The following is a 25,741-nucleotide window of genomic DNA, read 5'->3' as shown; positions in this document are numbered from 1 at the left end:
CCTTTGTCTTTGTTTTTCTTGTAGGAAATCACGGCTCATAAAAACAGCTTGCCTTATATTTAACGACCGTTCAACTTAAATAACGTTCTCAAGGAGACCGGAATGTCAGAAACGCGCGAAAAATTCGCCCTCGTCGGGGCGGGGCCGATGGGTTTGGCCATGGCCAAGGTGCTGCGCGCGCAGGGCATCGCGTTTGATGGCTTTGAGCTGCACTCTGATGTGGGCGGGCTGTGGGACATCGAGGGGCCGCGCTCGACCATGTATGAAAGCGCACATCTGATCTCCTCAAAGACCATGACGGAGTTCGCGGATTTTCCCATGGATGCGGAGGTGGCGGAGTACCCGTCTCACCGCGAGATGGCCCGCTATTTTCGCGACTTCGCAGAGCATTTTGATCTGCGCCGCCATTTTCGGTTTGGGGCGGAGATCACAGAGTTAGCGCCGGAAGGGGACAACGGCGCGGGCTGGCGTGTCATTTGGCGACAGGGAGGGCAAACGCATAGCGCCGTCTATGCGGGCGTTTTGATCGCAAATGGCACGCTCAGTACCCCTAATATGCCCAAGTTTCCGGGGCAGTTTGACGGCGAGCTGCTGCATGCCGCCGCCTATCGCCATCCGGAGCAATTTGCCGGCAAACGCGTGCTGGTGGTGGGGGCAGGCAACTCGGGCTGCGACATCGCGGTGGATGCGGTGCATCACGCGCAGAGCTGCGATCTGTCGATGCGGCGCGGCTATTATTTCGTGCCCAAATATGTCTTTGGCAAACCGGCTGACACCATGGGCGGCGCGATCAAGCTGCCGATGTGGCTCAAACGTCGGGTCGATGGGCTGATCCTCAAGTGGTTTGTCGGCAATCCTCAGAAGTATGGCTTCCCCAAGCCCGACTACAAACTTTACGAAAGCCATCCAGTGGTGAATTCGCTGGTGCTCTATCACGCGGGCCACGGCGATCTGACCATCCGCGCGGATATTGCCGATATTTCCGGGAAAACGGTGACTTTCACGGACGGCGGGCAAGCCGACTATGATATGATCCTTGCTGCAACCGGCTACAAACTCGACTATCCGTTCATCGACCAAAAACTGCTCAACTGGCAAAAAGATGCACCACATCTCTATCTGAACGCCATGCATCCTGAGCGCGATGACCTCTTTGTGCTGGGCATGGTGGAGGCCACAGGGCTTGGCTGGCAGGGGCGGCACGAGCAGGCGGAAATGGTCGCGAGATACCTACGCGGGCTGAGAAGCGGCAGTGCTGCGGCGAAAAAACTCCAGCGTGAGAAGCGGTCCGGCTTCACGCGCGCAACCGGTGGAATGTCTTACCTCGAACTGCCGCGCATGGCCTACTACGTTGACAAGGCCACATACCGTGGCGCTGTGACGCGCTGGATCAAAGCGCTAGAGGCGGAGCAACCCAAATGACTGAGGCCAGTCTGGATGCGGTTGTGCTGAACTTCAGCGCAACCTCATTGACCGTGCTTAATGCGGTTCTGGCGGTGGTGATGTTTGCCATTGCCATCGACCTGACACCTGCCGATTTCCGCCGGCTGGTCCAGGCACCGCGCGCCTTGGTCACGGGATTGGTGTCGCAATTTCTGCTGCTGCCTGCCGTGACCTTTGTGCTGGTCTTGCTCACCCAACCGCGGCCCTCCATCGCCTTGGGCCTGATGCTGGTGGCGGCATGTCCGGGCGGCAATATCTCCAACTACATCACCCATCGCGCGGGCGGAAACGCGGCCCTTTCCGTGTCCATGACCGCATTTGCCACCGTCGGCGCCATCCTGATGACGCCGCTCAACATCGCGTTCTGGGGCGCGCTTTATGCGCCAACGCGCGCGATCTTGCAGGCCACGCAGATTGATCCGGTGTCGGTCGCGATCACGGTGGGGCTGATGTTGATCCTGCCTCTGGTGCTTGGTGTGTCGCTCAACAGCGCGCGCCCCGAGCTGACAGCCCGTCTGCGCCGCCCGCTGCAAAATGTGGCCATGGCCATTTTCATCGCCTTCATCGTTTTGGCGCTGATTTCCAACTGGGACTACTTTTTGCAATTTGCGACCGCTGTGGCGGCGCTGGTGCTCCTGCACAACGCTTTGGCGCTGATCACCGGCTTCAGCATCGCCAGCGCGATGGGGCTTTCCGCCTATGACCGGCGCGCGGTCACCATCGAAACCGGTATTCAGAACTCAGGCCTCGGCCTGATCCTTATTTTTGGCTTTTTCGGCGGGCTTGGCGGCATGGCCGTGGTGGCTGCGTTTTGGGGGATTTGGCATGCGATTACCGGCCTCGGTTTGGCCATGATCATGAACCGGACAGAGGCTGCACGATGACCCGTATCCTGATAACCGGGGCCGCTGGCATGGTTGGCTCAGCCCTTCTGGCGGAGCTCGCCAGAACCAGCCATGAGGTCATCGCCTGTGACGTGCAAGCCCCCGAAGAGCTGCCCGCCAATGCGCGGTTTCATCCCATGGATGTCACCACCGATGCCCCGCTGCGGGTGATTGCACGCTATCAGCCGGATGTGATTGTGCATCTGGCCTCCGTTGTGACGCCCCCCAAAGACAGCACGCGGGATATGGCCTACGCCGTGGATGTGGTCGGGACCCGCTCCGTGGTCACCGCAGCCCTTGCGGCTGGCACCAAGCGTCTGGTGATCACCTCCTCAGGCGCCGCTTACGGCTATCACGCCGACAACCCTGTGCCGCTGCACGAAAGTGATGACATCCGGGGCAATGCGGAATTTGCCTACGCCCATCACAAACGACTGGTCGAAGAATTTCTGGCCGAGGTGCGCCACAACGCGCCATTCCTCGAACAGGTTGTGCTGCGGGTCGGCACGGTGCTCGGGCGTCGCACCGACAATCAGATCACCGATCTCTTCCACAAACCGCGCCTTCTGGCGGTGCAGGGCAGTGACAGCCCCTTTGTCTTTGTCTGGAACCGCGATCTCGCTCGTATCCTGCTGCGCGCGGCCACGGATGGCCCCGCAGGCATATATAATGTCGCTGGCGACGGCGCGCTCAGCGTGGATGATCTCTCCGATGTGATGGGCAAGCCCGTGTTGCGACTTCCCGCCTGGCTGCTGCGCACCGCGCTCGCCGTGGCGCGCCCGCTTGGTCTGTCGCAATATGGCCCGGAACAGGTCAGCTTCCTGCAATACCGCCCCGTGCTCTCCAACACCGCTTTGAAACGAGATTTTGGCTACACACCGGAGAAATCCAGCCGCGAGGTGTTTGAATTCTGGCATCGGAACCAGCGCTCATGAGCGAGCCGCGGGGAGGAGGGCGCAAAACCGCCGTGATCTCCGGTGGCGGTGGAGGGCTTGGTTCTGCCCTGTCAAAACAGCTGCAAGAGCAGGGTTGGCAGGTGGTGCTGCTTGATCGTGAGGTCAGCGACCTGCAGATCTCAAACACGCAATTGCCGATGAAATGTGATCTCACCGATCCCGCGCAGCTTGCCGCCTGTTGTGAGAAAATTCTGGCCTGCTTTGAACGTATTGACCTGCTGGTCTATGCGGCGGGCGTCACCACGATTGGACCGGTGGCCAAACTCTCAGACCCCGCGCACCGGCATCTCTTTGAGGTCAACTATTTCGCCGCCGTCGCTATGGCGCAGGCGTTTCAGAATGCCCTGCGCCAAAGTCAGGGCGCTCACCTTGTGCTCACCTCAGTGGCAGGTTTTGCCCCGCTCTACCAACGCGCGGCCTATGCCGCCTCCAAACACGCCATGGCCGGTTTTTTTGGCTCTCTCAGGGCGGAGGAAAAAGCCTTTGGCGTGCGGGTCTGTGTCGCCGCCCCGTCTTTTGTCGCAACCAACCCACAGGGCGGCACCGATGCGCTCGGCATCTCACCGCCGGGCAGTGCAGCTGACGCGGTAGACGCCATGACGCCGGAACAGGCCGCCACCGCAATTCTGCGCGGGTTTCGCCAAGGCAGAGATTTTGTGGCGGTGGGCCGCGTGTCCAAACTCGCCCATATGCTCAACCGCGTTTCGCCAGCCTTCTATCAATGGCTCATGGCGCGCACGATCAAAGGCGAAACGGGCGAGGCGACGGATCGCTGAGCGTGAAGCGCTAGATGAGCGCTAAATGTCTTAAGGGGCGACTGCTCAGTGCGAAGAGGCCACCAAAGGTCTCAATAACGACGGCGATATGGCATCCCGCCACATCCAAAATGTGCTCTAAGTCACTGATAAGATGGAAAGTGGTGGGCGACCTTGGAATCGAACCAAGCGTGCGTCTCCGCGAGGGAGTTACAGTCCCCTGCCACACCTTGCGGCCTGTCGCCCACTCTCCTGAGGCGCGCTGGCCTCGTTGGTGTGAGGGGGTGATTACTGTGATGCGCGGGGGGCGTCAACCAGAAAAGTGGTTGCGTGAGGCGCTTCTTTTGCCCATTGGTGAAACCCTCTTATTTTGAAGGTGCAGAGCGATGAAAAAACCCAAGTGGGTCGTGGAAAAAGAACAGGCCAAGCGCAAAGAGGCGTCAGAAACCGTCTGGTTGTTCGGTTTGCACGCGGTGCGGGACGCACTGGCGAATCCCGCGCGGGAAAAATTGCGCCTGATCGTGACCAAAAATGCGGCGGATAAATTGGCTGAGGCCATCGCCGCTTCCGGCATCACGCCCGAAGTGGTGGATCCGCGCAAATTCAAAGCCCCGATTGATCCGCAATCGGTGCATCAGGGCGCCGCGCTTGAGGTGAAACCGCTCAACTGGGGCCGCCTTTCCGATGTGGCGATTGCGTCTGATGACCGTCCGCAGCGGCTGATTCTGCTTGATCGGGTGACCGACCCCCATAATGTGGGCGCGATCCTGCGCTCTGCCGAAGTGTTTGGCGCACTGGCCGTGATTGGCACGCGCCATCATTCCGCGCCGGAAACAGGTGCGCTGGCAAAAACCGCCAGCGGGGCGCTGGAACGCCAGCCGTATCTGCGTGAGCGCAATCTGGCGGACACCATCACGGCCCTGCAGAACATGGGGTATCTGGTGCTGGGCATGGATGGCGAAGCGGAGCACACCATTGAGCATGCGCTTGAGGGCAAACGCGACATGCCCATCGCGCTGGTTCTGGGTGCAGAAGGCCCGGGCCTGCGGCAGAAAACCAAAGAGACCGTGGACCAACTGGTGAAAATCAATTTTGCCGGGGCTTTTGGCTCGCTCAATGTCTCAAATGCTGCGGCAGTCGCGCTTTATGCCTCACTGCCGCAAAGCGCACAAAGCTGAGCGCGGCGCGATGCCTCTTCCTCTTGCCAAAAATATCCCCGCCGGAGGCTCCCAAGGGCGCGGCGCAGTGCTTAGGTAGAGGCAGAAACGCCAGAACGCGGAGGAGGGGCTCATCGCACACGCATCCAAAATCGCCACTTGCTGTTATTGCGGCACCCGCGCCGCCCTAGTGCTGCGCGGCGAGGCCCGGCATGAGCTCGCCTGTTCCAATTGCGGCGCGCCTCTGCATGATCTCAAACACCTGCGCGTGAGCGCGGTGCAGGAGGCAGCGCCCAGAAGCAAAGACAAGGGCGAGAAGCGGCGTAAAGCCAAATCGCCCGACTATGCTGCCTACAGCGCAAAATCGGCCAGCAAGCCGCCAAAGAATAAGAAACGCCCAAAGCGCAAAAAGAAATCCACGGTGGGTTGGTTTTTGAAAGAGGCGTTTGATGTGATTGAAGACATCTTTGATTGAGCCGTTGGCGCGGCTTACCGCATCGCCGCGCCAGCTTCTGCATCTGAAGATAGGCCGCTGTTTCAGGCCCCAAAACCGCTCCGCTAACCAGCTCAATAAGCGCAATTGTAAAGGTTTTGGTAACGCTATCTTCACATGAATCTGATCATCTCTTCACATCCAGTTCTGCGATCTTATGTAGAGTAACAGGAAACACAGCCATCGGAGCCGCTGTGTTTCGCTTCACTGTCCCTCGTTCCGAACCTGCGCCCAAGGTCCCCCCTTGGGCGTTTTTTTGTCTGACATCCGGATGTGCCTGCGCCCATGTGCTTTAGATGTGCTTTAAGCGCGGCGTTGCGAATAAGCGTTTTAAGTCTCACACAGGTGCTCTAGCCTGCCTCCATGAGCGACACAGACGATTTTCTCCGCAAGATTCTCAAACGCAGCAAGGTGATCGCCGTTGTAGGCGTCTCCATGAATACGGTGCGGCCCAGCTACTATGTGGCGCGGTATCTGTCGCTGAAAGGCTATCGGGTCATTCCGGTCAATCCGGGCCATGCGGGCAAAACGCTCTTTGGGGAAACCGTGGTGGCTGATTTGTCCGAAATTTCCGCGCCTGTGGATATGGTGGATATCTTTCGCCGCTCAGAAGCGGTGCCGCCAATTGTCGATCAGGCGCTTACCCATTTGCCCGCGCTCAAAACGATCTGGATGCAGATCGGTGTGGAACATGCCGAAGCGGCGGCCAAGGCAGAGGCGCAGGGGATTGATGTCATTCAAAACCGCTGTCCCAAGATCGAATATCAGCGCCTCTTTGGAGAGCTGCGCATGGGCGGTTTTGCCACCGGTGTGATTTCGTCCAAGCTTTAGCCTTTGAAACGGGGGCTGTGATCAGGCTGCGCTGACGTCCGTATTGCTGCGGTCCAACAGACGGGCCATGACTTTCACCAGCTCATCTTTGCGATAAGGTTTGCCCAGACAGGCATTCATACCCGCCTTCAGATAGGCGTTGGTCTGTTCGGGCAGGATGTTGGCTGATAGCGCCACAATCGGCGTGCGCTGGTTGGGGCCGGGGCCGCTGCGCAGGATCGCTGCCGCTTCCATACCGTCCATATCCAGAAGCTGGATGTCCATCAGGATCAGATCGTAGTGCCGCGTCGCGCAGAGCTGCAGGGCAGGGTGGCCATCATCGACCACATCCATGGTGATCTGCATGCTCTGCAGAAACCGACGCACGATCAGCTGGTTGGTCTTGTTGTCTTCCACCACCAGTACATGGGTGCCGGCAAAATCAGTGGCGGACGGCTCACCTGCGTCACCCACAGGGAGCGCAGACTGGCTCTCCCGTGTATCTGCTTCGATCAGCGGGAAGGTGAACCAGAAGGTGCTGCCTAGCAACGGGGTGCTGTTCACACCAATCCGGCCGCCCAGCAGCTCCACCAGCTCTTTGCAGATCGCAAGCCCCAACCCCGTGCCACCAAACTCGCGGCTGGTGGCGGTGCTGGCTTGCTCAAATTTGTTGAACACCCGGGTCTGGGCCTCCTCGGTGAGGCCAATGCCCCGGTCTGTAACAGAGACCCTGACAAAATCCCCATCCCGGATCATCTCGCAGCGAATGTCGCCCTCTTTGGAGAATTTGATCGCATTGCTCAGCAGATTGGTGATCACCTGATTGAGCCGCACCGGATCCCCGCGCAGGCAGCTTGGCAGGCGCGGGTCCTGATAGACTTTGAGCTCAAGGCCCGCCGCCGTGGCCGCCGCCTGCTGAGACTGAACCGCCGTGGTCAAAAGCGCATCGCGCGCAAAGGGGATCTGCTCAATGGTGATGCCATCCGCCGCGATCTTGGAATAATCCAGCACACCGTTGATCAGCCCCATCAGGTTCCGTCCGGAGCTGCGCCCTATCTGCACCAGCTCTTTCTGTTCCGGGGTCAAATCCGTTTCGTCGAGCAGCTGAAGAACGCCACTTAACCCATTGAGAGGGGTGCGGATTTCATGGCTCATCTTGGCCAGAAACTCAGATTTTTGTGCATCTGCCAGCTGCGCCTCATCGCGCAGCTCTTTGAGGTGGACCTCTTTTTTGTTCACCTCGGTGAAGTACATCGACAGCCCGGCCATCAACGTGCAGAGCGCTGCGGTCATCGCCAATGTGCCTTCTACAGGGAAGGCATCAAACACAATTGAAAGCACCAGAAAATTTGCCACCATCAGTGCCGTTGCAATGCGCGCGCTGAAACGTCCCACAAGGATGAGCAGGATAATGGGCGGCCCGATCAGAAACAGCTCCCGCCGCCAGATGTCAGAGCGATCCGCGATCAGCAGGTATTCCATATGGACCCAGAAGATCGCCACCAGCACAAAGGCAGCCAGACGCAGGTTATGGGTCCTGTGCCAGATCGCGGGCACGGTAAAATAGGTCAGGCAAAACAAGTTGGAGATCAGGACCCCATGATCCGGCAGCGTGTCAGAGATATAGTAGACCGGAATGCTGTGCAGCAGGCCGATTGTCCCTACAATCAGGGAAAAGACACAGACCAAGCGTGTCCGGGCGTGGTCGAAATTGTCGTCGACCGCCATCTCCGGCCAAAAGTAGGCAAGGAATGCGCTGGAAATCGCCTTGAGTGGTTTGGTCATGCTCAATCGTACTCGTGATCACTGCCGCTGTAACCCAGCAAGCGTTAAAGCCTGCTGAATACATATAGCGGAACTCTGTTCCAAAATGCGTGAATTATCTATCTCAGGCCCTTGGCAGCAAAGACTTTGTTGCGTTCTTCCCAGACGTAACGCTCATCTTCCAAAACCGGCGCCCAATATAGGTATCCGCCGTACCGCCAGGGGTCGAGCACGATGCCCTCGCGCATGTTGTCGCCCTTAGCACTCACAATGACAGTACTGTGTTCGATGCGAATATTATCATGATTGGCGATGGCGCGGTGCAGCGTCAGACTTTGCAGGTCTTCCTGACGCAGGCGCGCCTCAAGGTCATCGGCCCAGTGCCAGCACAGCCCACGCGGCCTAAGCCCTTGATTGACCTTGGTGTTGTGGATCAGTGGGCCGTCGGTGACGTTATAGACCACGCGCAGCTCCAGCGGGTATTCATAGGCGATACGCGCCACGCGGTTTGCCTCATCGATGTCCACATCAGCATCAAGCGCGAGGATTTCCTGTGCCAGCTCTGCGGGATTCGGCCTCAAGGCCTCTTGGGGCACGCCACATGCTGTCAGAAACAGGGCCGCAATAAGCCCCCAAATCACCAATCCCAAACGTGTCATACCGCCTGCCTCAAATACCAGTTGGCCACCTATAGGAACCCTCCGGACTTGGCAATTGCGGCCCGTATCACGCTTTGGTGCGCGCCGCTTTTTCGGCAATGCCGCTCATGCCTTGCCGCCGCGCCAGCTCCGCCAGCACATCGTCCAGCGTCACATCGCGCGCCTCCAGCATCACCAGCAGGTGAAACAGCACATCCGCCGCCTCATAGGTCAGCTTTTCGCGATCCCCTTTCACGGCTTCAATCACCGCTTCAATGGCCTCTTCGCCAAATTTCTCGGCGCATTTCTCCGGACCCTTGGCCAACAGCTTGGCTGTCCAGCTGCTGTCCGGGTCCGCTTTGGCGCGCTCGGTAATGGTGGCCGCAAGATCGTTCAGAACACTCATGTCAGCCTCATCGGGATACCGGCGTCATGCATATATTGCTTGGCTTCCTGCACGGTGTATTCGCCAAAGTGGAAAATCGATGCGGCCAGCACTGCACTTGCGCCGCCTTTGGTCACGCCTTCCACCAGATGGTCCAGATTGCCGACGCCGCCCGACGCAATCACCGGCACGTTGACCGCATCGCTGATGGCTTTGGTCAGCGGCAGGTTGAAGCCCGCCTTGGTGCCGTCACGGTCCATCGAGGTCAGCAGGATTTCCCCGGCGCCTTTGGCCACCACCAGCTTGGCAAATTCCACCGCGTCAATCGGGTTGCCATCCTGATCCAGCGCGGCTTTGCGGCCACCATGGGTGAAGATGCCCCATTTGTTGGGCACGCCGTTCTCATCATGGCCAATGGTCTTGGCATCAATTGCACACACAATGCACTGGCTGCCAAATTGCGCTGAGGCTTCGGCGATCACATCCGGGTTAGCCACGGCTGCGGAGTTAAAACTCACCTTATCCGCTCCCGCCAGCAACAGCCGCCGCACATCGGCCACGGTGCGCACGCCGCCACCCACGGTCAGCGGCACAAAGCATTGCTCGGCACAGCGCTGCACCATGTCGATCATCACGCCCCGGTTGTCATGGGTCGCATGGATGTCCAGAAAGCAGATTTCATCCGCGCCAGCGGCGTCATAGGCGCGCGCGGCCTCCACCGGATCCCCCGCATCGCGCAGGCCAACAAAGTTCACACCTTTGACCACGCGGCCATCAGCGACATCCAGACAGGGAATGATGCGGGTTTTTAGCATTGGACACCTCTTTGCGCCCTCATACCCGCTTATCTGCGGGACGCCAAGAGCGCGGTTTTTCCGCTTATCGAGAAAACGTGATTGGCAAATCGCGCTATGATGTCGTGACTGATCCCACGATCTCATTTTTGGAGCAGATCACCATGAAAAATATTCTCATTGCAGGAGCCATTGCCTTGTCTTCCACCCTTCCGGCCCAAGCGGAGCTTTTGTCTGTCCCGTCCAACAAATCGGTCGCACAGACCGTTGATGCGCTGGCCGCCGCCGTGGAAAACGCCGGTGCCAAAGTCTTTGCGCGTGTGGATCACGCAGGCGCCGCCGCCAATGTGGGCGCAGAGCTGTCTGATGCGGAGCTGCTGATTTTTGGCAATCCGAAGATTGGCACTCCCGCCATGCAGGCAGACATCAAGGCCGGGTTGTTCCTGCCGCTCAAAGTGCTGGCCTATCAGGACGCACAAGGGCAGGTCCACCTGACCTATGAGGACCCGGCGCAGATGTTCGCGGGTCTGGATATTGCCGAGGATGCCGCCTTTATCGCCACAATGCGCGGCGCTCTGGCCAAACTGACCGCCGCAGCGGCGGGCGAGTAACGTCTCTTGGGGCAGCGGGCGTCAGCCCGCGACCCGACGAAGCGCATCGCGTATGATCAGCACGTGAAAAGGCATGATCGTCGCCAGATACAGGCGGCCTGTCAGGTTGTGGCGATGCACCCATGTTGACAGATAGATATGCTCTCCGGTGCTGTAGATCGACACACGGAAATCCAGATGGTGATCGTTGAACCCGGCGATCACCTCCTGATCTGTCTGCGCTTCAATCGGGAAAATGCCAACGTGATCTACGCCCGCATGGGCGTCCTCTACATCTGATGCACCTTTGAGGCCCAGCGGTGCCACGAGCTTATTGCGCAGCGCCACCAACACCTGCGCCCAGTCTGGAAAACGCGTGACTTCATCCGCCGCCACACGTGCGGGCAGAGCGCATTTTGCGCGGTAACAATCCAGAAAATCGCCCTCTGTCACGCGGCTCTGCAGCAGACTGTCCGCTGGCAGCTGCGCTGCGTTGACTTTGGTGAATGCGCCCAACATTTTGCAGCTCCTTCTTGTCGCCTCACCTCAAAATCTGGGAGTGCGGGAGCTTTGAAGCCAGAGGACCAATCGTCACGCCTTGGGGGCTGCGCGGCGTCTCAGGTCGGCGGCAATCATCAGGATCAGGGCCAGCATGGCCACAAATCCGATCGGCAGCGTCAGCACAACAAGCCCCGCTTTGGAGTAGGCCGCGTTAAGCTGGCTGGCGATATTGACGCCATCCACCCAGCAGCCGTTCTGCTGGAGCGCCAGCCCAAAGTCACAGCCGTGTTTTTCCGCCGTGCTTTGGGCCCAATAGACATATGCCGCCGGGATCAGGGAGAGGGCCAATATCAGGCCCAGCCCCCCATAGGTGATCCGGCGGCGCAGGCTCATGCCTTCAGGACTTTCAGCGCCTCAGCCAGATCAATCGCCCCGTCATAGAGCGCCCGGCCCGAAATCGCCCCGTTCAGCGCGGCATCACAGTCCTTAAGCGCCTGCAGGTCTTCCAGAGAGCTCACACCACCAGAGGCAATCACAGGGATCGAAACAGCCTGCGCAAGCGCCGCGGTGGCCTCCACATTGGGGCCTTTCATTGCGCCATCGCGCATGATGTCGGTGTAGATGATCGCCGCCACACCTGCGTCCTCAAAGGACTTGGCCAGATCGGTGACTATCACGTCGGTCTCTTCCGCCCAGCCCTTGGTCGCCACTTTGCCGTTGCGCGCATCAATGCCTACAGCCACTTTGCCGGGGAACTCCTTGGCCGCTTCGCGCACCAGATCGGGGTTCTCAACCGCCACGGTGCCGAGGATCACGCGGCTCAGGCCTTTGTCGATCCAGCGCGCGATGGTGGCCATATCGCGGATACCGCCGCCCAGCTGGGCCGGCACATTGGTCTGCTTCAGGATCTCTTCTACCGGCGCGGCATTCACCGGCTCACCGGCAAAAGCGCCGTTCAGATCCACCAGATGCAGCCATTCACAGCCCGCGTTGACAAACTCCATCGCCTGCGCGGCGGGGTTTTCATTGAACACGGTCTCTTTGTCCATGTCGCCATGCAGCAGGCGCACGGCATTGCCGTCTTTGAGGTCGATGGCCGGGTAGAGGATCATAATCGGGCCCTGTTTTGTCTGAGTGATTGTTGGCCAAGCGTGTGGCACGGTCTTGCTCAAATTGCAACGCGGCTGGGCTTGGTCAATACCGCCGCGTGACCCAAAGTCAGTGTTGATCGGAATCGCCCGCTCGCGCAGTCTTTGCCCAACATGCATGGGAGGAAACTATGAAAAAAACTTTTTTGGCAGCGGCCATGGCGATTTCAGCCGCGACAGCAGCCTTTGCAGAGCCTGTCGCAGGCACTTGGAAAACCCAACCCGGTGACACTGGCGGCTACCTGCACGTGAAAATTGCACCCTGCGGCAATGCTGTTTGCGGAAATATTGACAAGGCCTTTGACGCCAGCGGCCAAGCCATTGCCAACTATGAACATCAGGGCAAAAAGATGCTCTGGGACATGAGCGCAGATGGTGGTGGGGCCTATTCTGGAGGCAAAATCTGGGCGCCGGATGCGGACAAAACTTACAAGTCCAAAATGACACTCAAAGGCAATACGCTCACTGTCAAAGGCTGTGTGGCCATTATCTGCCGCGGCCAAGACTGGACGCGTATCAATTGATCTTGGCTGAACCAGTTAGAGAAAGGCGCAGAGCGATCTGCGCCTTTTTTGTTTGCGGCTCAGGCTTTAGAGCGCACCTGTGTATTCGCCACGCGCCGGATAGTTGTTGGCAATCGCAAAATCCAACGCCCCCACCAGTTCTGAAAAATGCGGCCGCACAAAGGGCATGGTCTGCACAGAGCCGTAATAAAGCGCCTGCTCAGGGCTCACCATAAACAGCCCGGGCTCGGAAAACAGGGCCGGTTCTTCAATCCCGATCGACGTCTTGCCACGCGAGGTGGAGATGTAGAGGCCCCATTCCTTGGCCTTGGTCAGCGGCAGATCATATGCAAACCGCAACCCCTTGGCGTCAATTTTCTGGACCATCTCCGCCGCGCGCTCTTCACCATCGCTGCTGACCGCCACACAGGTCACCCCGCGCTCGGCAAAAGCATCAACTAGCTTTTCCAGCTCTTTCAGATAGTTGGCGCAAATAGGGCAATGCAGACCACGATAAAAACACACCACAGTGCCACGCTCTGAGCCTTCACTGGCCAGATCAAATGTGCCGCCGCCCACAAGCGGCAATGTCAGGTCGGGGGTCTTCTGGCGGGGAATGAGCATGAGGAACTCCTGATAATGGTTAAAAAAACGGCATGCTTGCGTTATTGCAGTATTCTGGGCACATTAAATCCGAATAATCGTGCTGAAAATCCGAGGTGCCCTTGGACCGTTTAACCACATTAATGGATAAATTTCACCTAACGGTGCGCAGCGCCCCGCTTGCGCGCGCCAATCTGCTGGTCTTTGGCGATGACGACGGGGCGCCGCTCGACGTGGTGTTCTGGCCGCGGGGGCGCAAGGGACAGGTCGCGGACACGGCCGCGATCTTTGCCGCTGAGGTCGATTGGATGGGGCGCTCAAATCCGCTGATGGCGTCTTTGCCGGAAACGCTGCGCTATGATCTGCGCGATGAAGGGGACAGCCGCGCGCTGGTGCGGCTGATGGCCGAGGAAACCGCAGGCAACCGCTGCGGCGCACAATCGGTGGTCAACCGGCTCGGTGAGGCATTGATGGTGCGGCTGCTGCGCGATCAGATTGCCAAAGGCAGTACCGAGGCCGGATTGCTTGCCGGGCTGGCCGACCCGCGCCTGTCCCGCGCCATTGTGGCGATGCATGATCAGCCCAGCCACCTCTGGAGTAACGCGGATCTCGCCGCGCAGGCCGGGCTTTCCCTGTCGCGCTTCTCAGAGCTCTTTGCCGCCACGGTCGGGGAAACCCCGATGGGCTATTTGCGCCGCTGGCGTTTGATTCTGGCCCATCAGGACATTCTGCGCGGCGATCGTGTGGATGCCGTGGCGCGCCGCTATGCCTATGCCAGCCCGGAGAGCTTCACCCGCGCCTTTCGCAAAGCCCATGGCGCAGCGCCATCTTCCTTGCGCGCCGCCTGAAGTCTCTTGGGCCCCAAGGCTTCTCATTCTTAAAAATATCCCGGGGTCGCCACCGCTTGCGGTGGCAGGGGCAGCGCCCCTGTCCAAAGCGCAGCTTAAGGCGCCCACTTCAGGAAGTTGCCAATCATCCGCAATCCGATGTCCTGGCTTTTCTCCGGATGGAACTGCATGCCCACCTTCGTGTCGCGCCCAATGATCGCGGTCACGTCGCCCCCATAGTCCACATGCGCCAGACGTTCTTCTGCCTTGGTCACATGGAATTGGTAGGAGTGCACAAAATAGGTGTGGTCGCCGCTCTTGATCCCATCGAGCAGCGCATGCGGGTGGTCAATCACCAGATTGTTCCAACCCATATGCGGCACTTTCAGGGTACTGTCGGTGGGTGTGATGCGTTTCACATCGCCTTCAATCCAGCCCAGTCCTTCGGTCAGCTCATATTCATGGCCCCGGCTGGCCATCAATTGCATCCCGACACAGATGCCCAGAAACGGACGGCCCTTGGTTTCGACCGCTTCCACCATGGCGTCATAGATGCCCTTGTGCCCGCGCAGCTCTGCGGCACAGGCGGGAAAGGCTCCGTCACCGGGCAGCACCAGACGGTCCGCCTTGGCCACCACCTCGGCGTCAGAGGTCACCACAACCTCGCCGCCATCCACCTCCGTCGCCATGCGCTGAAAGGCTTTCTCGGCGGAGTGCAGATTGCCGGATTCATAGTCGATGATCGCTGTCAGCATAAGCGGATCCTCTGAAAGTCTTGACTGTTCTCAAACGTAGGGTGCGCTCTCAGAGCGCACCTTTGGTCGAAGGAATGGCATCCGCCTTGCGCGGGTCCACCTCAACCGCTTCACGCAGCGCGCGCGCCACCGCTTTGAAGGCGGCTTCGGCAATGTGGTGGCTGTTGAACCCGTGGATCTGATCCACATGCAGGGTGATGCCGCCATGGGTCGCAAACCCTTGGAAAAACTCACGCACCAGCTCTGTGTCAAAGGTGCCGATCTTCTGGGTCGGCATCTCAAGGTTCCAGATCAGATATGGCCGTGCGGAGAGATCCAGCGAGGCGCGCACCTGCGCATCATCCATCGGCAGGTGACAGGTGGCGTAGCGGCGGATGCCTTTCTTGTCACCCAAAGCCTGCGTCAGCGCCTGACCCAGCGTGATGCCCACATCCTCAACAGTGTGGTGGTCATCAATGTGATAGTCACCCTCGGCGCGGATCGTCATGTCAATCAGGCTGTGGCGCGACAGCTGGTCCAGCATATGGTCAAAAAAGCCCACACCGGTTTTGTTGTCATAGGTGCCGCTGCCATCCAGATTGATGTCCACGGTGATTTTGGTTTCCGCGGTGGCGCGGGTCACGCTTGCCTTGCGCATGGGAGACGTCCTTCGCTCTCTGTATTGCCGCGCCCTTATAGGGGCGGGCAGGGGGCAGGCCAAGGGGGCGGATTTTCAGATTGTGAGGCAGGTGGCATTTGTGCCAGTTTGAGGCCAAATCAAATGAGGGCCTTCATGACCACCTGCGTCTTTATCCAGATCCGCTGCAAACCCGGCACCACCTACCGCGTCGCCGAAGAGATTGCGCTGAAGGAAATCCATTCCGAGCTGCACTCCACCAGCGGCGACTATGACCTTTTGATGAAGCTCTACATTCCCGAAGGCGAAGACGTGGGCAAATTCATCAACAGCCACATGCTCGACATCCCCAATATCGAGCGCACGCTCACGACGCTGACATTCAAGGCGTTTTAGTATTTCCAAAGATAACGCACGGTTCGCGCGATAGGTATTGCAACCTTGAATTGTGTTTTATATGTTCCGAGCTTGCAAATTTTTGGAGAAAATACATGGATCTCTTTGAGGCTGGCGTTCAGTACAATGACTTGAAAGGAACGGTTGCAGCCGATCGTTCGGATGTCGAAAGGCTACGCGACTTTGCTGCTGCAATCGAACCGATTGAGGAAGGTGAAGTAATAGTCGCGCAACGACTTTCTATCGGTGAAAATCACGGTCGTGAGGTATCGACCGTGGGGGTGGTCATCTATCTGGCGAGTGGGCCGATTACTTCCACTGAATTGAAGCAGGTACGCTCGATTGAGTTCGAAATGCCAATCTCTGAGTTCTTCAAGTACTTTAAACGTTTTGATCTGGTTATGGTGAACAAGGGGCTAGACTTGTCTAGCACAGAAGTTCTCACCTCCTAGTCAGTGTTTGGTTCTCGCGCGCTCAGTGGCATCGATATAGGATAGCTGGGCGCGCTGTTGTGATCCGCCAATCCAGGTTGCCGCAATGGCGCGGTCATCTCCCATCATGATCGTCGGGAAGAGCGCTTCCCAGAGATCCTCTGCCCGCGCGGCGCGTTGGGCAATCTCTGGTGTGCTGGCGAGGTTCAGCACCACAAGGTCCGCCTCCATCCCCGCAGCCAAATTGCCGATCTGATCTTCCATGTGCAGGGTCTGTGCAGAGCCTTGGGTGGCCAGCCACATCAGCTCGGCGGCATGCAGCGGGTGGTGGCGCAGCTGTGCCACCTCATAAGCCGTCGCCATGGTGCGCAGCATCGAAAAGCTCGACCCGCCGCCGGTGTCGGAGGCCAGCCCGATCTTCTGCCCTTGGGCCATCAGCCCTTTGAGGTCAAACAGCCCCGAGCCAATAAACGTGTTGGAGGTCGGGCAATGGATCAAACCCGCGCCAACCTCGCGGAGCCGGTCTTTCTCACGCTGCTCAAGGTGGATCGCATGGCCATAAAGCCCGCGCGCGCCCAGCAGGCCAAACTGCTCATAGGTATCAAGGTAATCCCGCGCCTCAGGAAACAGCTCCCGCACCCAGGCGATCTCATCGGTCTGCTCGCTCAGGTGGGTCTGCATCAGGCAATCGGGATGTTCTCCCCAGAGCGCGCCAAGTGCCTCCAACTGATCTGGCGTGGAGGTTGGCGAAAACCGTGGCGTGATCGCATAGCGGATCCGCTCCACACCGTGCCACCTCTCAATGAGCGCCTTGCTGTCGTCATAAGCGCTCTGCGGCGTGTCGCGCAGCCCGTCAGGCGCATTGCGGTCCATACAGGTCTTGCCCGCCACAACCCGCTGACCCCGGCGCTGGGCCTCGCTGAAAAACGCCTCCACCGATGCCGGATGGATGGTGCCATAGCTCGCCATGGTGGTGACCCCATGCCGGGCGGTCAGATCCAGATAGGTCTTGGCGATCTCATCCGCATAGGCGCGATCCTTGAACCGCATCTCTTCAGGGAAGGTGTAGCTATTCAGCCAATCAATCAGCCGCTTGCCCCAGCTCGCGATGATCCCGGTCTGGGGGTAATGCACATGGGCATCCACAAAGCCTGCACAGATCAGCTGATCTCCATAGTCCACTACCTGCGCCTCCGGATGGGCGGCTTTCAGCTCGGCGCCATCCCCAACCGCGGCGATCTTGCCATCCCTGATCAAAACGCCCCCATGGGTCAGGTGCCGCACCGCGCTCTCAATTGGCGTTTCAAACGGGCTGGCGGCAAAAGACAGGGTCTGACCAAGCAGCAAAACAGGAGGGGGCATCACGGCAAACTCCGCAGTATCGGGCATCATTTGATCACGGGGCGCAGGCCGCTGTCAGCGCGGGCCTTTTTTGGCGTCAAAACCGTCGCATCCCATTGAGTTCTCTCCCTGCTTTAAACTATGGTCCGGGCCAAGTCCAAGCCTCGTCCGCGCCTCGCCGGAGGGCCGGGCGGATCAGAGCAAACGCCCCGCAGCCACCGATGAAATTCGTGGCGCTCAAGCGGCAGAACGAGAGAGCAGGTGTCATGACCCAAGCCATCGATCAGACCGCCGAGATTGCCGCTGAGACCGAAGAGCAGGACGACTACACCCTGAGCCCGAAACTGGTGGCCGGTGTGCTCTACGCCATTGAGGCGGGCGACCGCGCCACGCTGCTGGATCTGATGGAGCCGCTGCACGCGGCGGACATCGCCGACCTTCTGGAACAGATCAACGCCTTTGACCGCCGCCGCCTTGTGCAGCTCTACGGGGCGGAGTTTGACGGGGAGATCCTCTCCGAACTGGATGAGGGTCTGCGCGAGGATGTGATGAACGTCCTGCGCCCGGATGTTCTGGCCGAAGCGGTGCGCGATCTGGAAAGCGATGACATCGTGGATCTGGTCGAGGATCTGGATGAGCCCCAGCAGGAAGCCATTCTTGATCAGCTTGAGGATGCCGACCGTGTCGCGGTGGAACAGGCGCTCAGCTATCCGGAGAACACCGCTGGCCGTCTGATGCAGCGCGAGACCGTGTTTGCCCCGGAGCACTGGAGTGTGGGGGAGACCATCGACTTCCTGCGCAACGCCGAAGAGCTGCCGGAACAGTTTTATCATGTGATCCTTGTTGACCCGCGCATGAAGCCCGTGGGCAATGTCACGCTGGGCAAGCTCATGTCGGCGCGCCGTGAGGTGCTGATGGCGACATTGGTGGAAGAAGTCTTTCAGGTCATCCCGATCACACAGGACGAAGAAGACGTCGCCTATGCCTTCAACCAGTATCACCTGATCTCCGCCCCTGTGGTGGATGAGGACGAGCGTCTGGTGGGGGTGATCACCATTGATGACGCCATGGGGGTGCTGGATGAGGAACACGAGGAAGACATCCTGCGCCTTGCCGGTGTGAGCGATGAATCCAGCCTCTCAGACACGATTTTCAACGCCGCCAAAGGCCGTGCCACTTGGCTGTTTGTGAACCTGCTCACCGCCATTCTGGCCTCAGGCGTGATCAACCTCTTTGCTGATACGGTGGATCAGATGGTGGCCCTTGCGGTGCTGATGCCGATTGTCGCCTCCATGGGCGGCAATGCTGGCACCCAGACCATGACGGTGACTGTGCGCGCGCTCGCCACCAAAGACCTCACCGCACAAAACGCCATGCGCGTGATCTGGCGGGAACTCTCTGTGGGGGCGCTCAATGGGGCGCTCTTTGGTTTCATCATGGCGCTGGTGGCAGGCGCCTGGTTTGGCGTGCCGATGCTGGCGGTGGTGATTGGCGTGGCCATGCTGCTTACCCAGATTGCCGCCGCGCTGGGCGGCATCCTGATCCCCATGGCGCTCGACCGTATGAACATCGACCCGGCTCTGGCCTCCGGCCCCTTTGTCACCACGGTGACAGATGTTGTCGGCTTCTTCCTTTTCCTCGGGCTCGCCGCCCAGGTCCTTTTGTGAGTGACTGACCATGCCCCCTGAAATGACATTGAACGATCAGAAAGCGGCCGCCCGCAAAGCCGCATTTGCCCGCCGCAAGGAGGCCTTTGCCATGGCAGGCCCCGGTCAGGCCGGGCATCTCTCTGAAGTGCTCGCAGGCCATCGTGGTGTGCCGCTTGCAGGCTATATGCCGATCCGCACAGAGATTTCGCCGCTGGCCGCCATGGCAGAGGCCGCGGCCCATGGCCCGGTCGGGGTGCCTGTCATTCAGGGCGAAGCCATGCCGCTCAAATTCTCCCGTTGGGAGCCTGATGCGCCGCTGCGCGATGGACCGTTTGGGGCCAAGGTGCCAGAGGTGGATGATTATTTTGAGCCGGAAATCGTGATCGTCCCGCTGGTGGGTTTTGATCTCAAGGGTGGGCGTCTGGGCTATGGTGGCGGTTTTTATGACCGCACGCTGGAGCTTTTGCGCAGCCGCCGCGCCACATTGGCAATCGGCTTCGCCTTTGAAGAGCAAATGGCAGAGGCCCTGCCGCTGGAAGCCACCGATCAGCCACTGGATATGGTGATCACCCAAAGCCGGGTGATCGAGTTTTCTCGCTGATCAGGCACCGCCCGTCACACTAAATTGCACGCGCTGGGCGATGTGACCGTAAGGATCAGGGTGCCCGTTTAAATCAGGTCGCCTGCGTGCGGAAGTATTCCCAGGCATCCACCGCCTGACCGCTTGGCAGGATGCAATAGCCCACGGCATTGCCCTCCGCATCTTGGCGGATCTCATACTGGTTGCCTTTGTCCACACAGAGCGTCGCCGCCGGATTGGCCAGATTGGTGGGATCATTGGGGTAAGGCTCGGTGCAGCCCGCAAGGGCGAGGGCACCAGCGGCGGCAGTCAGGGCTAGGATGGGTTTCATAATTCACCTGTGGTTGGAATGACTTGCCCCAAGATACCGCGTCAGGCGCATAGGGCAAGATTGGATGTGGTCTGCGTGGCCTGGCGCTGTTGTCGCTGGCAAATTGTGGCTTGCGCAGTCTTTCCGCAGTTCGCGCCAAATTCAGCCATAATTGGTTGTGATTAGTCTCCATACACGCATAGCGAGTTTGGAACTATGATCAAAGATCTGGCGCAGGCCCTTCAAGTTGTCCTTGTGTTTGACAATACACGACAGTTCAAGCGCCAGTTCAAAGCGCTTGAGCGCCTCATTCCACGCCTGCAGGACGCGCTGAAGGACTATGGCCCCTGGACCAGCTTGAAAGGCTACAACTCGCCTCATCATCTGGGGCTGGCCACGGATCAGGTGAACGTCACACTGGAGCGGTTTGACAAGCCACTGCCGCAGGATGGGTTCTCCTCGGTGTTGTCCAACGCGCTAACAGCGGCGCTGCGCCCTGATCTGTTTCAGGCGGTCAAACAGCATAAGCGGGCCATCCTGATTGAGGTCGCTCCGGGCTCTGTGCCCGGCTTTGCCGCTGCACTGGCCAACAGCGGCGCGGACAGTGACTTCATTGCCAGTCTCGGTCCTATGTTGGGGGATGTTGCCAACACCGACAACTTTGAGCGCCGGTTGCTCATTGCCCAGACCGTTGCCACGGCCCTGATTGGCGAAATGATGCCCTCTGCGGTGCATTGGTGTCAGTCCCACCAGCTGCTGGACGGGGCCACATTTGTGAAACTGGCCTCCGTCGGCTTTAATCCCGTGCTCTATGTCGCGCCCTTTCCCTTTGGGGCTGGGGCAGGGCCTGACGGCACACAGAAGGTCGGCCTGCGCGCCCTCGGGTCACAGTATTTTCTGGGAAAAGAGGTGATCTTTGCCCCGGACGCCACTGAACCGCAGCAGCTGTTTCAAAACCATCAGCATATTCTGGAGTTCCTGACCTATTGCCGCGCGCTGGGGCGCATTTTGGGAGATATGGAAACCTTCAGCACTGACGCGCCGGGGGCTGATGTGATCGAGGTGCGCCACAATGCAGACAACCCGCAGTTTCCCAACGGCTACATAGAGTTGCGCAGACGGTTGCCCGACGCGCCCAAGCCCCGCAGCGTGGTGACCACACAAATGCTGAGCGAACAACAGCTCAGCGCGGCGGTGCGCGGTGACCGCAACGCCCTGCCGAAAAGTACGCAGCAACCGGCAGAGGTCGGCCCCCAAAGCCTGCGCAGCAAGCTCCGGTTCCTCTATGCCACCCTGCGTTATCACAGGGTTGGCCGCCTGCTTGCTGGGCTTGTGTTTCTCTACATCCTCTTCACCCAATTCCCCGCGCCAGAGTTTCTGGTCGCCTATGTGGAGGGCCGGTGACTGGGCCGCTGATTGGTGCGCTGATTGTGTGCGGGGCCACAGGATGCGCAGGAATGCGCGCCGGTGGTGGTTCCTCCCTTGAGGTGAGCCGCGATCAGGGATAGGACCATCCCCCATGAAAATGCTCTTTCTAGGTGATGTGATGGGCCGCGCCGGGCGCGCGGCTGTGGTGGAACGCCTTCCCAAGCTGCGGGAAGACTGGCGGCTCGATTTTGTCGTGGTGAACGGCGAAAATGCCTCCAACGGCATGGGGCTGTCTGGCGCGCACGCCAAGGCGCTGCTCGATGCCGGGGCCGATTGCCTCACGCTTGGCGATCACGCCTTTGACCAGAAAGACATGCTGCAGTTCATCCAGTCAGAGCCGCGCATCATCCGCCCGCTGAACTACGCCCGTGGCGATGTGCCGGGCAAAGGCTTCCGCGTGTTTGAAGCGCGCGGCGGGCGCAAGGTGCTGGTCACCCAGGCGCTGGGGCAGGTCTTTATGAAGCAGCCTTATTCCGATCCGTTTTCCGCGGTGGATCAAGTGCTTCGCGCCCATCCGCGCGGCGGCATGGTGCAGGCCGCCATCGTCGATATGCATTGCGAGGCCACTTCTGAGAAGATGGGCATGGGGCATTACTGCGATGGCCGCGTGAGCCTTGTGGTGGGCACGCACACCCATGTGCCAACGGCAGACACCCAGATCCTGCCCAAAGGCACGGCCTTTCAGGCGGATGCGGGCATGTGCGGCGACTACAACTCTGTCATTGGCATGGAAAAAGAAGAGCCCATGCGCCGCTTTGTCACCGGCATGCCCAAGGCGCGGTTCACACCTGCGCTGGGGGAGGCGACGCTCTCAGGGGTTTATGTGGAAACCGACGACCGCACCGGCGCCGCCACCCGCATCGAGATGGTGCGTCAGGGCGGCAGGCTCAGCCAGTCCGGCCCAAGCTGACGCCTTTAGTAGCCCATGTCGCCCCTGCAGTTTAGCGCAATCCTGCTGGCCATTGGCACCGGTTGGGGGCTCACACAGCCGCTGGCAAAAATCGCGGTGTCTGAGGGGTATCAACCGCTTGGCCTGATCTTCTGGCAAATGCTGATCGGCGCGGTGTTTCTGTTTGTGTTGCGGCTGCTCACCGGCAAATCCGTCGCCCTGCCGCGCGACAAGCTCTGGTTCTTCCTGCTGATCGCTGCGCTTGGAACATTGATTCCCAACAGCTTTTCCTACCGCGCGGCGGCGGAACTGCCCTCCGGTGTCATGTCCATTGTGATCTCGCTGGTGCCGATAGTCGCCTTTCCCATGGCGCTTCTCTTTGGGGTGGACAGGTTCAACTGGCCACGCCTGATTGGCTTGCTCGCAGGGCTAGCGGGCGTGGTGATCCTGTCAGAACCCGCCGCGTTGCCGGATCCCGCTATGGCATTCTGGTTGCCCATCGCGGTGATTGCCCCGGTCTGTTACGCGCTGGAAGGCAATGTGGTGGCCAAATGGGGCATGCAGGGGCTGGGCGCTGGTCATGTGCTTTATGGGGCAAGCGTGGTGGGCACCATACTGGCCTTGCCGCTGGCGCTGGCGTCTGGTCAATTCATTGATCCGCGCACCGAGTGGAACGCGCCGGAGTTTGCGCTGGTGCTGTCGTCAATCATTCACGCCTCTGTCTACACCGCCTATGTCTGGCTGGTGTCCCGCGCAGGCGCAGTCTTTGCGGCGCAGGTCTCCTATGTGGTGACCGGCACGGGCGTGCTCTGGGCGATGCTCCTGCTGTCTGAGCGCTACTCGCTCTGGGTTTGGGCAGCACTGGCGCTGATCCTGACCGGTATGACCCTTGTGCGTCCGCGACAGTCTTCCTGATCTGCAGAGGAGGGGGCGTTGCCCCCATCGCGGCCAGGCCGCGATCCCCCCAGAGTATTTTGGGCAGAATGAAGAGCGCTATGAAGCGTGGAACGCCATGACGTTGCTGTCAGACTGAGCAAAGCGCTCTATTCCTGCTGATTGGAAACGAAAACCGCTTGCCCGGCATCGGCGCCATGATAAAACTTGCCCGCTGATAAGGGCTGAGCACTATGGATCTTTTTGCGTTTTCTCAAACCACACAGGCGGTCTTGGCTCTGCTGACGGTGGCCAGCATGTTTGTGCTGTTCCTCAAGGAAGTCTACCCCACAGAGGTGGTTGCCATTGGTGGCGTGGCGGTTCTGCTGTTCCTTGGCGTGCTGCCTTATGAGGCCGCCTTGGGCGTGCTCTCCAACCCCGCACCATGGACAATTGCCGCAATGTTCATTGTCATGGGCGCTTTGGTGCGCACGGGGGCCTTATCAACCTTCACGCAGCTTGCGGACGGGCAGGCCAAAAGAAACCCCGCGCTGGCGATTGTGATGCTTTTGGGTTTTGTGATCGTTGCCTCGGCCTTTGTGTCCAACACACCGGTGGTGGTGGTGATGATCCCGGTCTTCACCCAGCTTGCGCGCACATTGGGAACTTCGGCCTCTAAGTTGCTGATCCCGCTCAGTTATGCCGCGATCATGGGCGGGACATTGACCCTGATTGGCACCTCCACCAACCTGCTGGTGGACGGCGTGGCCCGCGATCAGGGGCTGGAGCCGTTCTCGATTTTTGAGGTCACACCGCTGGGCCTGATCATTGTGGCTTGGGGGATGCTCTATCTTTATGTCATCGGCCGCCGCCTGCTGCCGGAGCGCGCAAGCATGGCGGACCTGCTGTCCAACCGCAGCCAGATGAAATTCTTCACCGAGGCAGTGATCCCGCCGGAAAGCAACCTTGTGGGCCGGGAGGTCACCGGGGTGCAGCTTTTCAAGCGCGACGGCGTGCGCCTGATCGACGTGATCCGCGGGGACACCTCCCTGCGCCGCAACCTCAAAGAGGTGACCCTGCAGGTTGGCGACCGCGTGGTGCTGCGCACCAAGATGACCGAGCTTCTGAGCCTGCAGCGCAACAAATCGCTCAAACGACTGGATCAGGTGGGGGCGGTGGAAACCACCACGGTTGAGGCGCTGATCACACCGGGCTGCCGCATGGTGGGCCGCCGCCTTGGCTCCCTGCGTCTGCGTCGCCGCTATGGGGTCTATCCGCTGGCGGTGCATCGCCGGAACCAGAACATCGGCCAACAGCTCGACCAGCTTGTGGTGCGGGTGGGCGACACGCTCCTGCTGGAAGGCGCGCCGGAAGACATCCAGCGCCTGTCGGCGGATATGGATATGGTGGATGTGTCCCAGCCCTCAGAGCGGGAATACCGCCGGGGCCACGCGCCGATCGCCTTGGGCGCCATGGCGGGTGTGGTGGTGCTGGCAGGCTTTGGTCTTGCACCGATCCTGCTGCTCTCTCTGCTGGCGGTGGCTGTTGTTCTGCTGACCCGCTGCATCGATGCGGATGAGGCCTTTTCCTTTGTGGATGGCCGGCTCCTGTCGCTCATCTTTGCCATGCTGGCGATTGGGGCGGCCTTGTCCTCCTCAGGGGCGGTCTCTCTGATTGTCACCAGCCTTGCCCCGGCGCTTGAGAATCTGCCGCCCTTCCTGCTGGTCTGGGCGATCTACTTGCTGACCTCTGTGCTGACCGAGCTTGTCTCTAACAACGCTGTGGCGGTGGTGGTCACCCCCATCGCGGTGGGCCTGGCACAGGCCATCGGGGTGGATCCGCGCCCACTGGTGGTGGCGGTGATGATCGCGGCCTCTGCAAGCTTTGCCACGCCAATCGGCTATCAGACCAACATGCTGGTGTTCGGTCCGGGTGGCTACAAGTTCACCGATTTCATGCGCGTGGGCATTCCGTTGAACCTGTCGATCGGGCTGTTGGCCTCCCTGTTGATCCCGGTCTTCTGGCCGCTCTAAGGGCAGGGCGGCCGCGTGTTGCGCAGTGAGGTCTCTATGGCGGAGGCGACGTACGCTCTGTTAAGCTCTCGCCATACGTGCATTCCGCACATCAACACCGACGCAATACCTTAGGGATACCGACGCGATACCGAACCGCCTTTTTGGCGCAGTGAGTCGGATTAACCTTTCCCAAAAGAAAAAGCGCGC

General features: G+C 59.6%; 30 protein-coding genes and 1 tRNA gene. 18 read left to right on the top strand and 13 right to left on the bottom strand.

The window, feature by feature from the left end; translation table 11 throughout:
• Positions 1 to 102: 102 nt before the first annotated feature.
• From J7399_RS01000 to J7399_RS00985, 4 genes are read left to right on the top strand one after another with little or no spacing between them, the layout of a single operon-like run.
• A complete protein-coding gene (locus tag J7399_RS01000) occupies positions 103 to 1,422 on the top strand; it encodes an NAD(P)-binding domain-containing protein (protein WP_209083630.1) in 1,320 nt (439 codons plus the stop codon).
• Positions 1,419 to 2,327 (top strand): bile acid:sodium symporter, encoded by a 909-nt coding sequence (locus tag J7399_RS00995; protein WP_209083628.1) that lies wholly within the window; start codon positions 1,419 to 1,421, stop codon positions 2,325 to 2,327. Before J7399_RS01000 ends, J7399_RS00995 begins: the two co-directional genes overlap by 4 nt.
• A complete protein-coding gene (locus J7399_RS00990) occupies positions 2,324 to 3,262 on the top strand; it encodes an SDR family oxidoreductase (protein WP_209083626.1) in 939 nt (312 codons plus the stop codon). The genes J7399_RS00995 and J7399_RS00990 overlap by 4 nt, the downstream gene beginning before the upstream one ends.
• Positions 3,259 to 4,059: an SDR family NAD(P)-dependent oxidoreductase gene (locus J7399_RS00985; RefSeq protein ID WP_209083624.1), complete on the top strand. Its 801-nt coding sequence runs from the start codon at positions 3,259 to 3,261 to the stop codon at positions 4,057 to 4,059. Before J7399_RS00990 ends, J7399_RS00985 begins: the two co-directional genes overlap by 4 nt.
• Positions 4,060 to 4,200: 141 nt before the next feature.
• Here J7399_RS00985 and J7399_RS00980 read toward each other — a convergent pair.
• A tRNA-Tyr gene (locus J7399_RS00980) sits at positions 4,201 to 4,284 on the bottom strand.
• Positions 4,285 to 4,424: 140 nt separating this feature from the next.
• Between J7399_RS00980 and rlmB the strand changes: the two genes are divergently transcribed.
• From rlmB to J7399_RS00965, 3 genes are all read left to right on the top strand, one after another.
• Positions 4,425 to 5,216, top strand: a complete 792-nt coding sequence (gene rlmB / locus J7399_RS00975) for a 23S rRNA (guanosine(2251)-2'-O)-methyltransferase RlmB (protein ID WP_209083621.1) — start codon at positions 4,425 to 4,427, stop codon at positions 5,214 to 5,216.
• Positions 5,217 to 5,328: 112 nt separating this feature from the next.
• A complete protein-coding gene (locus J7399_RS20900; RefSeq protein ID WP_348539437.1) occupies positions 5,329 to 5,670 on the top strand; it encodes a hypothetical protein in 342 nt (113 codons plus the stop codon).
• Between the two features lie 381 nt (positions 5,671 to 6,051).
• Complete coding sequence (locus J7399_RS00965; RefSeq protein WP_209060610.1) at positions 6,052 to 6,519, top strand: CoA-binding protein; 468 nt, start codon at positions 6,052 to 6,054, stop codon at positions 6,517 to 6,519.
• A gap of 21 nt (positions 6,520 to 6,540) precedes the next feature.
• Here the strand turns inward: J7399_RS00965 and J7399_RS00960 are convergent, their stop codons facing one another.
• From J7399_RS00960 to hisF, 4 genes are all read right to left on the bottom strand, one after another.
• A complete protein-coding gene (locus J7399_RS00960; protein WP_209083619.1) occupies positions 6,541 to 8,283 on the bottom strand; it encodes an ATP-binding protein in 1,743 nt (580 codons plus the stop codon).
• Positions 8,284 to 8,381: 98 nt separating this feature from the next.
• Entirely contained in the window at positions 8,382 to 8,921 is a 540-nt protein-coding gene (locus J7399_RS00955; protein ID WP_209083616.1) for a hypothetical protein, read from the bottom strand.
• 67 nt (positions 8,922 to 8,988) lie between these two features.
• Positions 8,989 to 9,306, bottom strand: coding sequence for a phosphoribosyl-ATP diphosphatase (locus J7399_RS00950; protein WP_209083613.1), 318 nt, complete (start codon positions 9,304 to 9,306; stop codon positions 8,989 to 8,991).
• On the bottom strand, positions 9,303 to 10,100 hold the full coding sequence (gene hisF / locus J7399_RS00945) for an imidazole glycerol phosphate synthase subunit HisF (protein WP_209078136.1): 798 nt from the start codon (positions 10,098 to 10,100) through the stop codon (positions 9,303 to 9,305). The genes J7399_RS00950 and hisF overlap by 4 nt, the downstream gene beginning before the upstream one ends.
• 143 nt (positions 10,101 to 10,243) lie before the next feature.
• Between hisF and J7399_RS00940 the strand changes: the two genes are divergently transcribed.
• Positions 10,244 to 10,690 (top strand): DUF302 domain-containing protein, encoded by a 447-nt coding sequence (locus J7399_RS00940; protein WP_209083611.1) that lies wholly within the window; start codon positions 10,244 to 10,246, stop codon positions 10,688 to 10,690.
• 21 nt (positions 10,691 to 10,711) lie between these two features.
• Here J7399_RS00940 and J7399_RS00935 read toward each other — a convergent pair whose 3' ends face one another.
• The 3 genes from J7399_RS00935 to hisA form a co-directional block, all read right to left on the bottom strand.
• Positions 10,712 to 11,188 carry a DUF2867 domain-containing protein gene (locus J7399_RS00935; protein WP_209083610.1) on the bottom strand — a complete coding sequence of 159 codons (477 nt, stop codon included), beginning with the start codon at positions 11,186 to 11,188 and terminating at the stop codon, positions 10,712 to 10,714.
• A 72-nt stretch (positions 11,189 to 11,260) separates the two neighbouring features.
• The gene (locus J7399_RS00930; RefSeq protein ID WP_209083609.1) at positions 11,261 to 11,563 is read right to left on the bottom strand and encodes a hypothetical protein; all 303 of its coding nucleotides are present in this window, start codon (positions 11,561 to 11,563) and stop codon (positions 11,261 to 11,263) included.
• Positions 11,560 to 12,282 (bottom strand): 1-(5-phosphoribosyl)-5-[(5-phosphoribosylamino)methylideneamino]imidazole-4-carboxamide isomerase, encoded by a 723-nt coding sequence (hisA, locus tag J7399_RS00925; RefSeq protein ID WP_209083608.1) that lies wholly within the window; start codon positions 12,280 to 12,282, stop codon positions 11,560 to 11,562. Before hisA ends, J7399_RS00930 begins: the two co-directional genes overlap by 4 nt.
• Before the next feature lie 167 nt (positions 12,283 to 12,449).
• On the opposite strand from hisA, the gene J7399_RS00920 reads away from it, so the two are divergent.
• Positions 12,450 to 12,842: a DUF2147 domain-containing protein gene (locus J7399_RS00920; protein ID WP_209078140.1), complete on the top strand. Its 393-nt coding sequence runs from the start codon at positions 12,450 to 12,452 to the stop codon at positions 12,840 to 12,842.
• Between the two features lie 66 nt (positions 12,843 to 12,908).
• Here J7399_RS00920 and J7399_RS00915 read toward each other — a convergent pair whose 3' ends face one another.
• Complete coding sequence (locus J7399_RS00915) at positions 12,909 to 13,445, bottom strand: peroxiredoxin-like family protein (protein WP_209078141.1); 537 nt, start codon at positions 13,443 to 13,445, stop codon at positions 12,909 to 12,911.
• Positions 13,446 to 13,567: 122 nt separating this feature from the next.
• Here J7399_RS00915 and J7399_RS00910 point away from each other — a divergent pair, with 122 nt between their 5' ends.
• A complete protein-coding gene (locus tag J7399_RS00910; RefSeq protein WP_247742689.1) occupies positions 13,568 to 14,272 on the top strand; it encodes an AraC family transcriptional regulator in 705 nt (234 codons plus the stop codon).
• A gap of 95 nt (positions 14,273 to 14,367) precedes the next feature.
• On the opposite strand, the gene hisH is transcribed toward J7399_RS00910, so the two are convergent.
• Both hisH and hisB read right to left on the bottom strand, forming a co-directional pair.
• Positions 14,368 to 15,006 carry an imidazole glycerol phosphate synthase subunit HisH gene (gene hisH / locus J7399_RS00905; RefSeq protein ID WP_209083606.1) on the bottom strand — a complete coding sequence of 213 codons (639 nt, stop codon included), beginning with the start codon at positions 15,004 to 15,006 and terminating at the stop codon, positions 14,368 to 14,370.
• A 49-nt stretch (positions 15,007 to 15,055) separates the two neighbouring features.
• Positions 15,056 to 15,643, bottom strand: a complete 588-nt coding sequence (gene hisB / locus J7399_RS00900) for an imidazoleglycerol-phosphate dehydratase HisB (RefSeq protein WP_209083604.1) — start codon at positions 15,641 to 15,643, stop codon at positions 15,056 to 15,058.
• 135 nt (positions 15,644 to 15,778) lie between these two features.
• Here hisB and J7399_RS00895 point away from each other — a divergent pair, with 135 nt between their 5' ends.
• Both J7399_RS00895 and J7399_RS00890 read left to right on the top strand, forming a co-directional pair.
• Positions 15,779 to 16,018 carry an Lrp/AsnC ligand binding domain-containing protein gene (locus J7399_RS00895; protein WP_209060590.1) on the top strand — a complete coding sequence of 80 codons (240 nt, stop codon included), beginning with the start codon at positions 15,779 to 15,781 and terminating at the stop codon, positions 16,016 to 16,018.
• Between the two features lie 95 nt (positions 16,019 to 16,113).
• Positions 16,114 to 16,470 (top strand): hypothetical protein, encoded by a 357-nt coding sequence (locus J7399_RS00890; protein ID WP_209083603.1) that lies wholly within the window; start codon positions 16,114 to 16,116, stop codon positions 16,468 to 16,470.
• Here J7399_RS00890 and guaD read toward each other — a convergent pair whose 3' ends face one another.
• Positions 16,471 to 17,838, bottom strand: a complete 1,368-nt coding sequence (guaD, locus tag J7399_RS00885; protein ID WP_247742688.1) for a guanine deaminase — start codon at positions 17,836 to 17,838, stop codon at positions 16,471 to 16,473.
• Positions 17,839 to 18,056: 218 nt separating this feature from the next.
• Here guaD and mgtE point away from each other — a divergent pair, with 218 nt between their 5' ends.
• On the top strand, positions 18,057 to 19,457 hold the full coding sequence (gene mgtE, locus J7399_RS00880; protein WP_209083602.1) for a magnesium transporter: 1,401 nt from the start codon (positions 18,057 to 18,059) through the stop codon (positions 19,455 to 19,457).
• Positions 19,458 to 19,479: 22 nt separating this feature from the next.
• A complete protein-coding gene (locus tag J7399_RS00875) occupies positions 19,480 to 20,040 on the top strand; it encodes a 5-formyltetrahydrofolate cyclo-ligase (RefSeq protein ID WP_209062000.1) in 561 nt (186 codons plus the stop codon).
• 73 nt (positions 20,041 to 20,113) lie between these two features.
• Here J7399_RS00875 and J7399_RS00870 read toward each other — a convergent pair whose 3' ends face one another.
• Positions 20,114 to 20,350: a DUF333 domain-containing protein gene (locus J7399_RS00870; RefSeq protein ID WP_209083601.1), complete on the bottom strand. Its 237-nt coding sequence runs from the start codon at positions 20,348 to 20,350 to the stop codon at positions 20,114 to 20,116.
• 195 nt (positions 20,351 to 20,545) lie between these two features.
• Between J7399_RS00870 and J7399_RS00865 the strand changes: the two genes are divergently transcribed.
• From J7399_RS00865 to J7399_RS00850, 4 genes are all read left to right on the top strand, one after another.
• The gene (locus J7399_RS00865) at positions 20,546 to 21,733 is read left to right on the top strand and encodes a hypothetical protein (RefSeq protein ID WP_209083600.1); all 1,188 of its coding nucleotides are present in this window, start codon (positions 20,546 to 20,548) and stop codon (positions 21,731 to 21,733) included.
• A 115-nt stretch (positions 21,734 to 21,848) separates the two neighbouring features.
• Complete coding sequence (locus J7399_RS00860; protein WP_209078147.1) at positions 21,849 to 22,667, top strand: TIGR00282 family metallophosphoesterase; 819 nt, start codon at positions 21,849 to 21,851, stop codon at positions 22,665 to 22,667.
• A gap of 15 nt (positions 22,668 to 22,682) precedes the next feature.
• On the top strand, positions 22,683 to 23,561 hold the full coding sequence (locus J7399_RS00855; protein WP_209083599.1) for a DMT family transporter: 879 nt from the start codon (positions 22,683 to 22,685) through the stop codon (positions 23,559 to 23,561).
• Between the two features lie 212 nt (positions 23,562 to 23,773).
• Positions 23,774 to 25,552, top strand: a complete 1,779-nt coding sequence (locus J7399_RS00850) for an SLC13 family permease (protein WP_209078149.1) — start codon at positions 23,774 to 23,776, stop codon at positions 25,550 to 25,552.
• Positions 25,553 to 25,741 lie beyond the last annotated feature (189 nt).

Origin of the sequence: Shimia sp. R9_1, assembly GCF_017743775.1 — a bacterium.
In the GTDB taxonomy this organism is placed as follows: Bacteria; Pseudomonadota; Alphaproteobacteria; order Rhodobacterales; family Rhodobacteraceae; genus Shimia.
Note: the sequence above shows the minus strand (reverse complement) of the source record. Positions and strands in the feature narration are given on the sequence as shown.

Excerpts from the sequence above, each read along its gene's own strand:
- J7399_RS00855 (WP_209083599.1), top strand. The coding sequence starts at position 22,683 with ATGTCGCCCCTGCAGTTTAGCGCAATCCTGCTGGCCATTGGCACCGGT.
- J7399_RS00985 (WP_209083624.1), top strand. The coding sequence starts at position 3,259 with ATGAGCGAGCCGCGGGGAGGAGGGCGCAAAACCGCCGTGATCTCCGGT.
- hisF (WP_209078136.1), bottom strand. The coding sequence starts at position 10,100 with ATGCTAAAAACCCGCATCATTCCCTGTCTGGATGTCGCTGATGGCCGC.
- J7399_RS00930 (WP_209083609.1), bottom strand. The coding sequence starts at position 11,563 with ATGAGCCTGCGCCGCCGGATCACCTATGGGGGGCTGGGCCTGATATTG.
- J7399_RS00995 (WP_209083628.1), top strand. The coding sequence starts at position 1,419 with ATGACTGAGGCCAGTCTGGATGCGGTTGTGCTGAACTTCAGCGCAACC.
- mgtE (WP_209083602.1), top strand. The coding sequence starts at position 18,057 with ATGACCCAAGCCATCGATCAGACCGCCGAGATTGCCGCTGAGACCGAA.
- J7399_RS00860 (WP_209078147.1), top strand. The coding sequence starts at position 21,849 with ATGAAAATGCTCTTTCTAGGTGATGTGATGGGCCGCGCCGGGCGCGCG.
- J7399_RS00950 (WP_209083613.1), bottom strand. The coding sequence starts at position 9,306 with ATGAGTGTTCTGAACGATCTTGCGGCCACCATTACCGAGCGCGCCAAA.
- J7399_RS00875 (WP_209062000.1), top strand. The coding sequence starts at position 19,480 with ATGACATTGAACGATCAGAAAGCGGCCGCCCGCAAAGCCGCATTTGCC.
- J7399_RS00850 (WP_209078149.1), top strand. The coding sequence starts at position 23,774 with ATGGATCTTTTTGCGTTTTCTCAAACCACACAGGCGGTCTTGGCTCTG.
- J7399_RS00935 (WP_209083610.1), bottom strand. The coding sequence starts at position 11,188 with ATGTTGGGCGCATTCACCAAAGTCAACGCAGCGCAGCTGCCAGCGGAC.
- J7399_RS00920 (WP_209078140.1), top strand. The coding sequence starts at position 12,450 with ATGAAAAAAACTTTTTTGGCAGCGGCCATGGCGATTTCAGCCGCGACA.
- J7399_RS00910 (WP_247742689.1), top strand. The coding sequence starts at position 13,568 with ATGGATAAATTTCACCTAACGGTGCGCAGCGCCCCGCTTGCGCGCGCC.
- J7399_RS00865 (WP_209083600.1), top strand. The coding sequence starts at position 20,546 with ATGATCAAAGATCTGGCGCAGGCCCTTCAAGTTGTCCTTGTGTTTGAC.
- hisB (WP_209083604.1), bottom strand. The coding sequence starts at position 15,643 with ATGCGCAAGGCAAGCGTGACCCGCGCCACCGCGGAAACCAAAATCACC.
- J7399_RS01000 (WP_209083630.1), top strand. The coding sequence starts at position 103 with ATGTCAGAAACGCGCGAAAAATTCGCCCTCGTCGGGGCGGGGCCGATG.
- J7399_RS00915 (WP_209078141.1), bottom strand. The coding sequence starts at position 13,445 with ATGCTCATTCCCCGCCAGAAGACCCCCGACCTGACATTGCCGCTTGTG.
- J7399_RS00960 (WP_209083619.1), bottom strand. The coding sequence starts at position 8,283 with ATGACCAAACCACTCAAGGCGATTTCCAGCGCATTCCTTGCCTACTTT.
- J7399_RS00965 (WP_209060610.1), top strand. The coding sequence starts at position 6,052 with ATGAGCGACACAGACGATTTTCTCCGCAAGATTCTCAAACGCAGCAAG.
- rlmB (WP_209083621.1), top strand. The coding sequence starts at position 4,425 with ATGAAAAAACCCAAGTGGGTCGTGGAAAAAGAACAGGCCAAGCGCAAA.
- J7399_RS00990 (WP_209083626.1), top strand. The coding sequence starts at position 2,324 with ATGACCCGTATCCTGATAACCGGGGCCGCTGGCATGGTTGGCTCAGCC.
- J7399_RS00870 (WP_209083601.1), bottom strand. The coding sequence starts at position 20,350 with ATGAAACCCATCCTAGCCCTGACTGCCGCCGCTGGTGCCCTCGCCCTT.
- J7399_RS00955 (WP_209083616.1), bottom strand. The coding sequence starts at position 8,921 with ATGACACGTTTGGGATTGGTGATTTGGGGGCTTATTGCGGCCCTGTTT.
- J7399_RS00895 (WP_209060590.1), top strand. The coding sequence starts at position 15,779 with ATGACCACCTGCGTCTTTATCCAGATCCGCTGCAAACCCGGCACCACC.
- guaD (WP_247742688.1), bottom strand. The coding sequence starts at position 17,838 with ATGCCCGATACTGCGGAGTTTGCCGTGATGCCCCCTCCTGTTTTGCTG.
- J7399_RS00890 (WP_209083603.1), top strand. The coding sequence starts at position 16,114 with ATGGATCTCTTTGAGGCTGGCGTTCAGTACAATGACTTGAAAGGAACG.
- hisA (WP_209083608.1), bottom strand. The coding sequence starts at position 12,282 with ATGATCCTCTACCCGGCCATCGACCTCAAAGACGGCAATGCCGTGCGC.
- J7399_RS00940 (WP_209083611.1), top strand. The coding sequence starts at position 10,244 with ATGAAAAATATTCTCATTGCAGGAGCCATTGCCTTGTCTTCCACCCTT.
- hisH (WP_209083606.1), bottom strand. The coding sequence starts at position 15,006 with ATGCTGACAGCGATCATCGACTATGAATCCGGCAATCTGCACTCCGCC.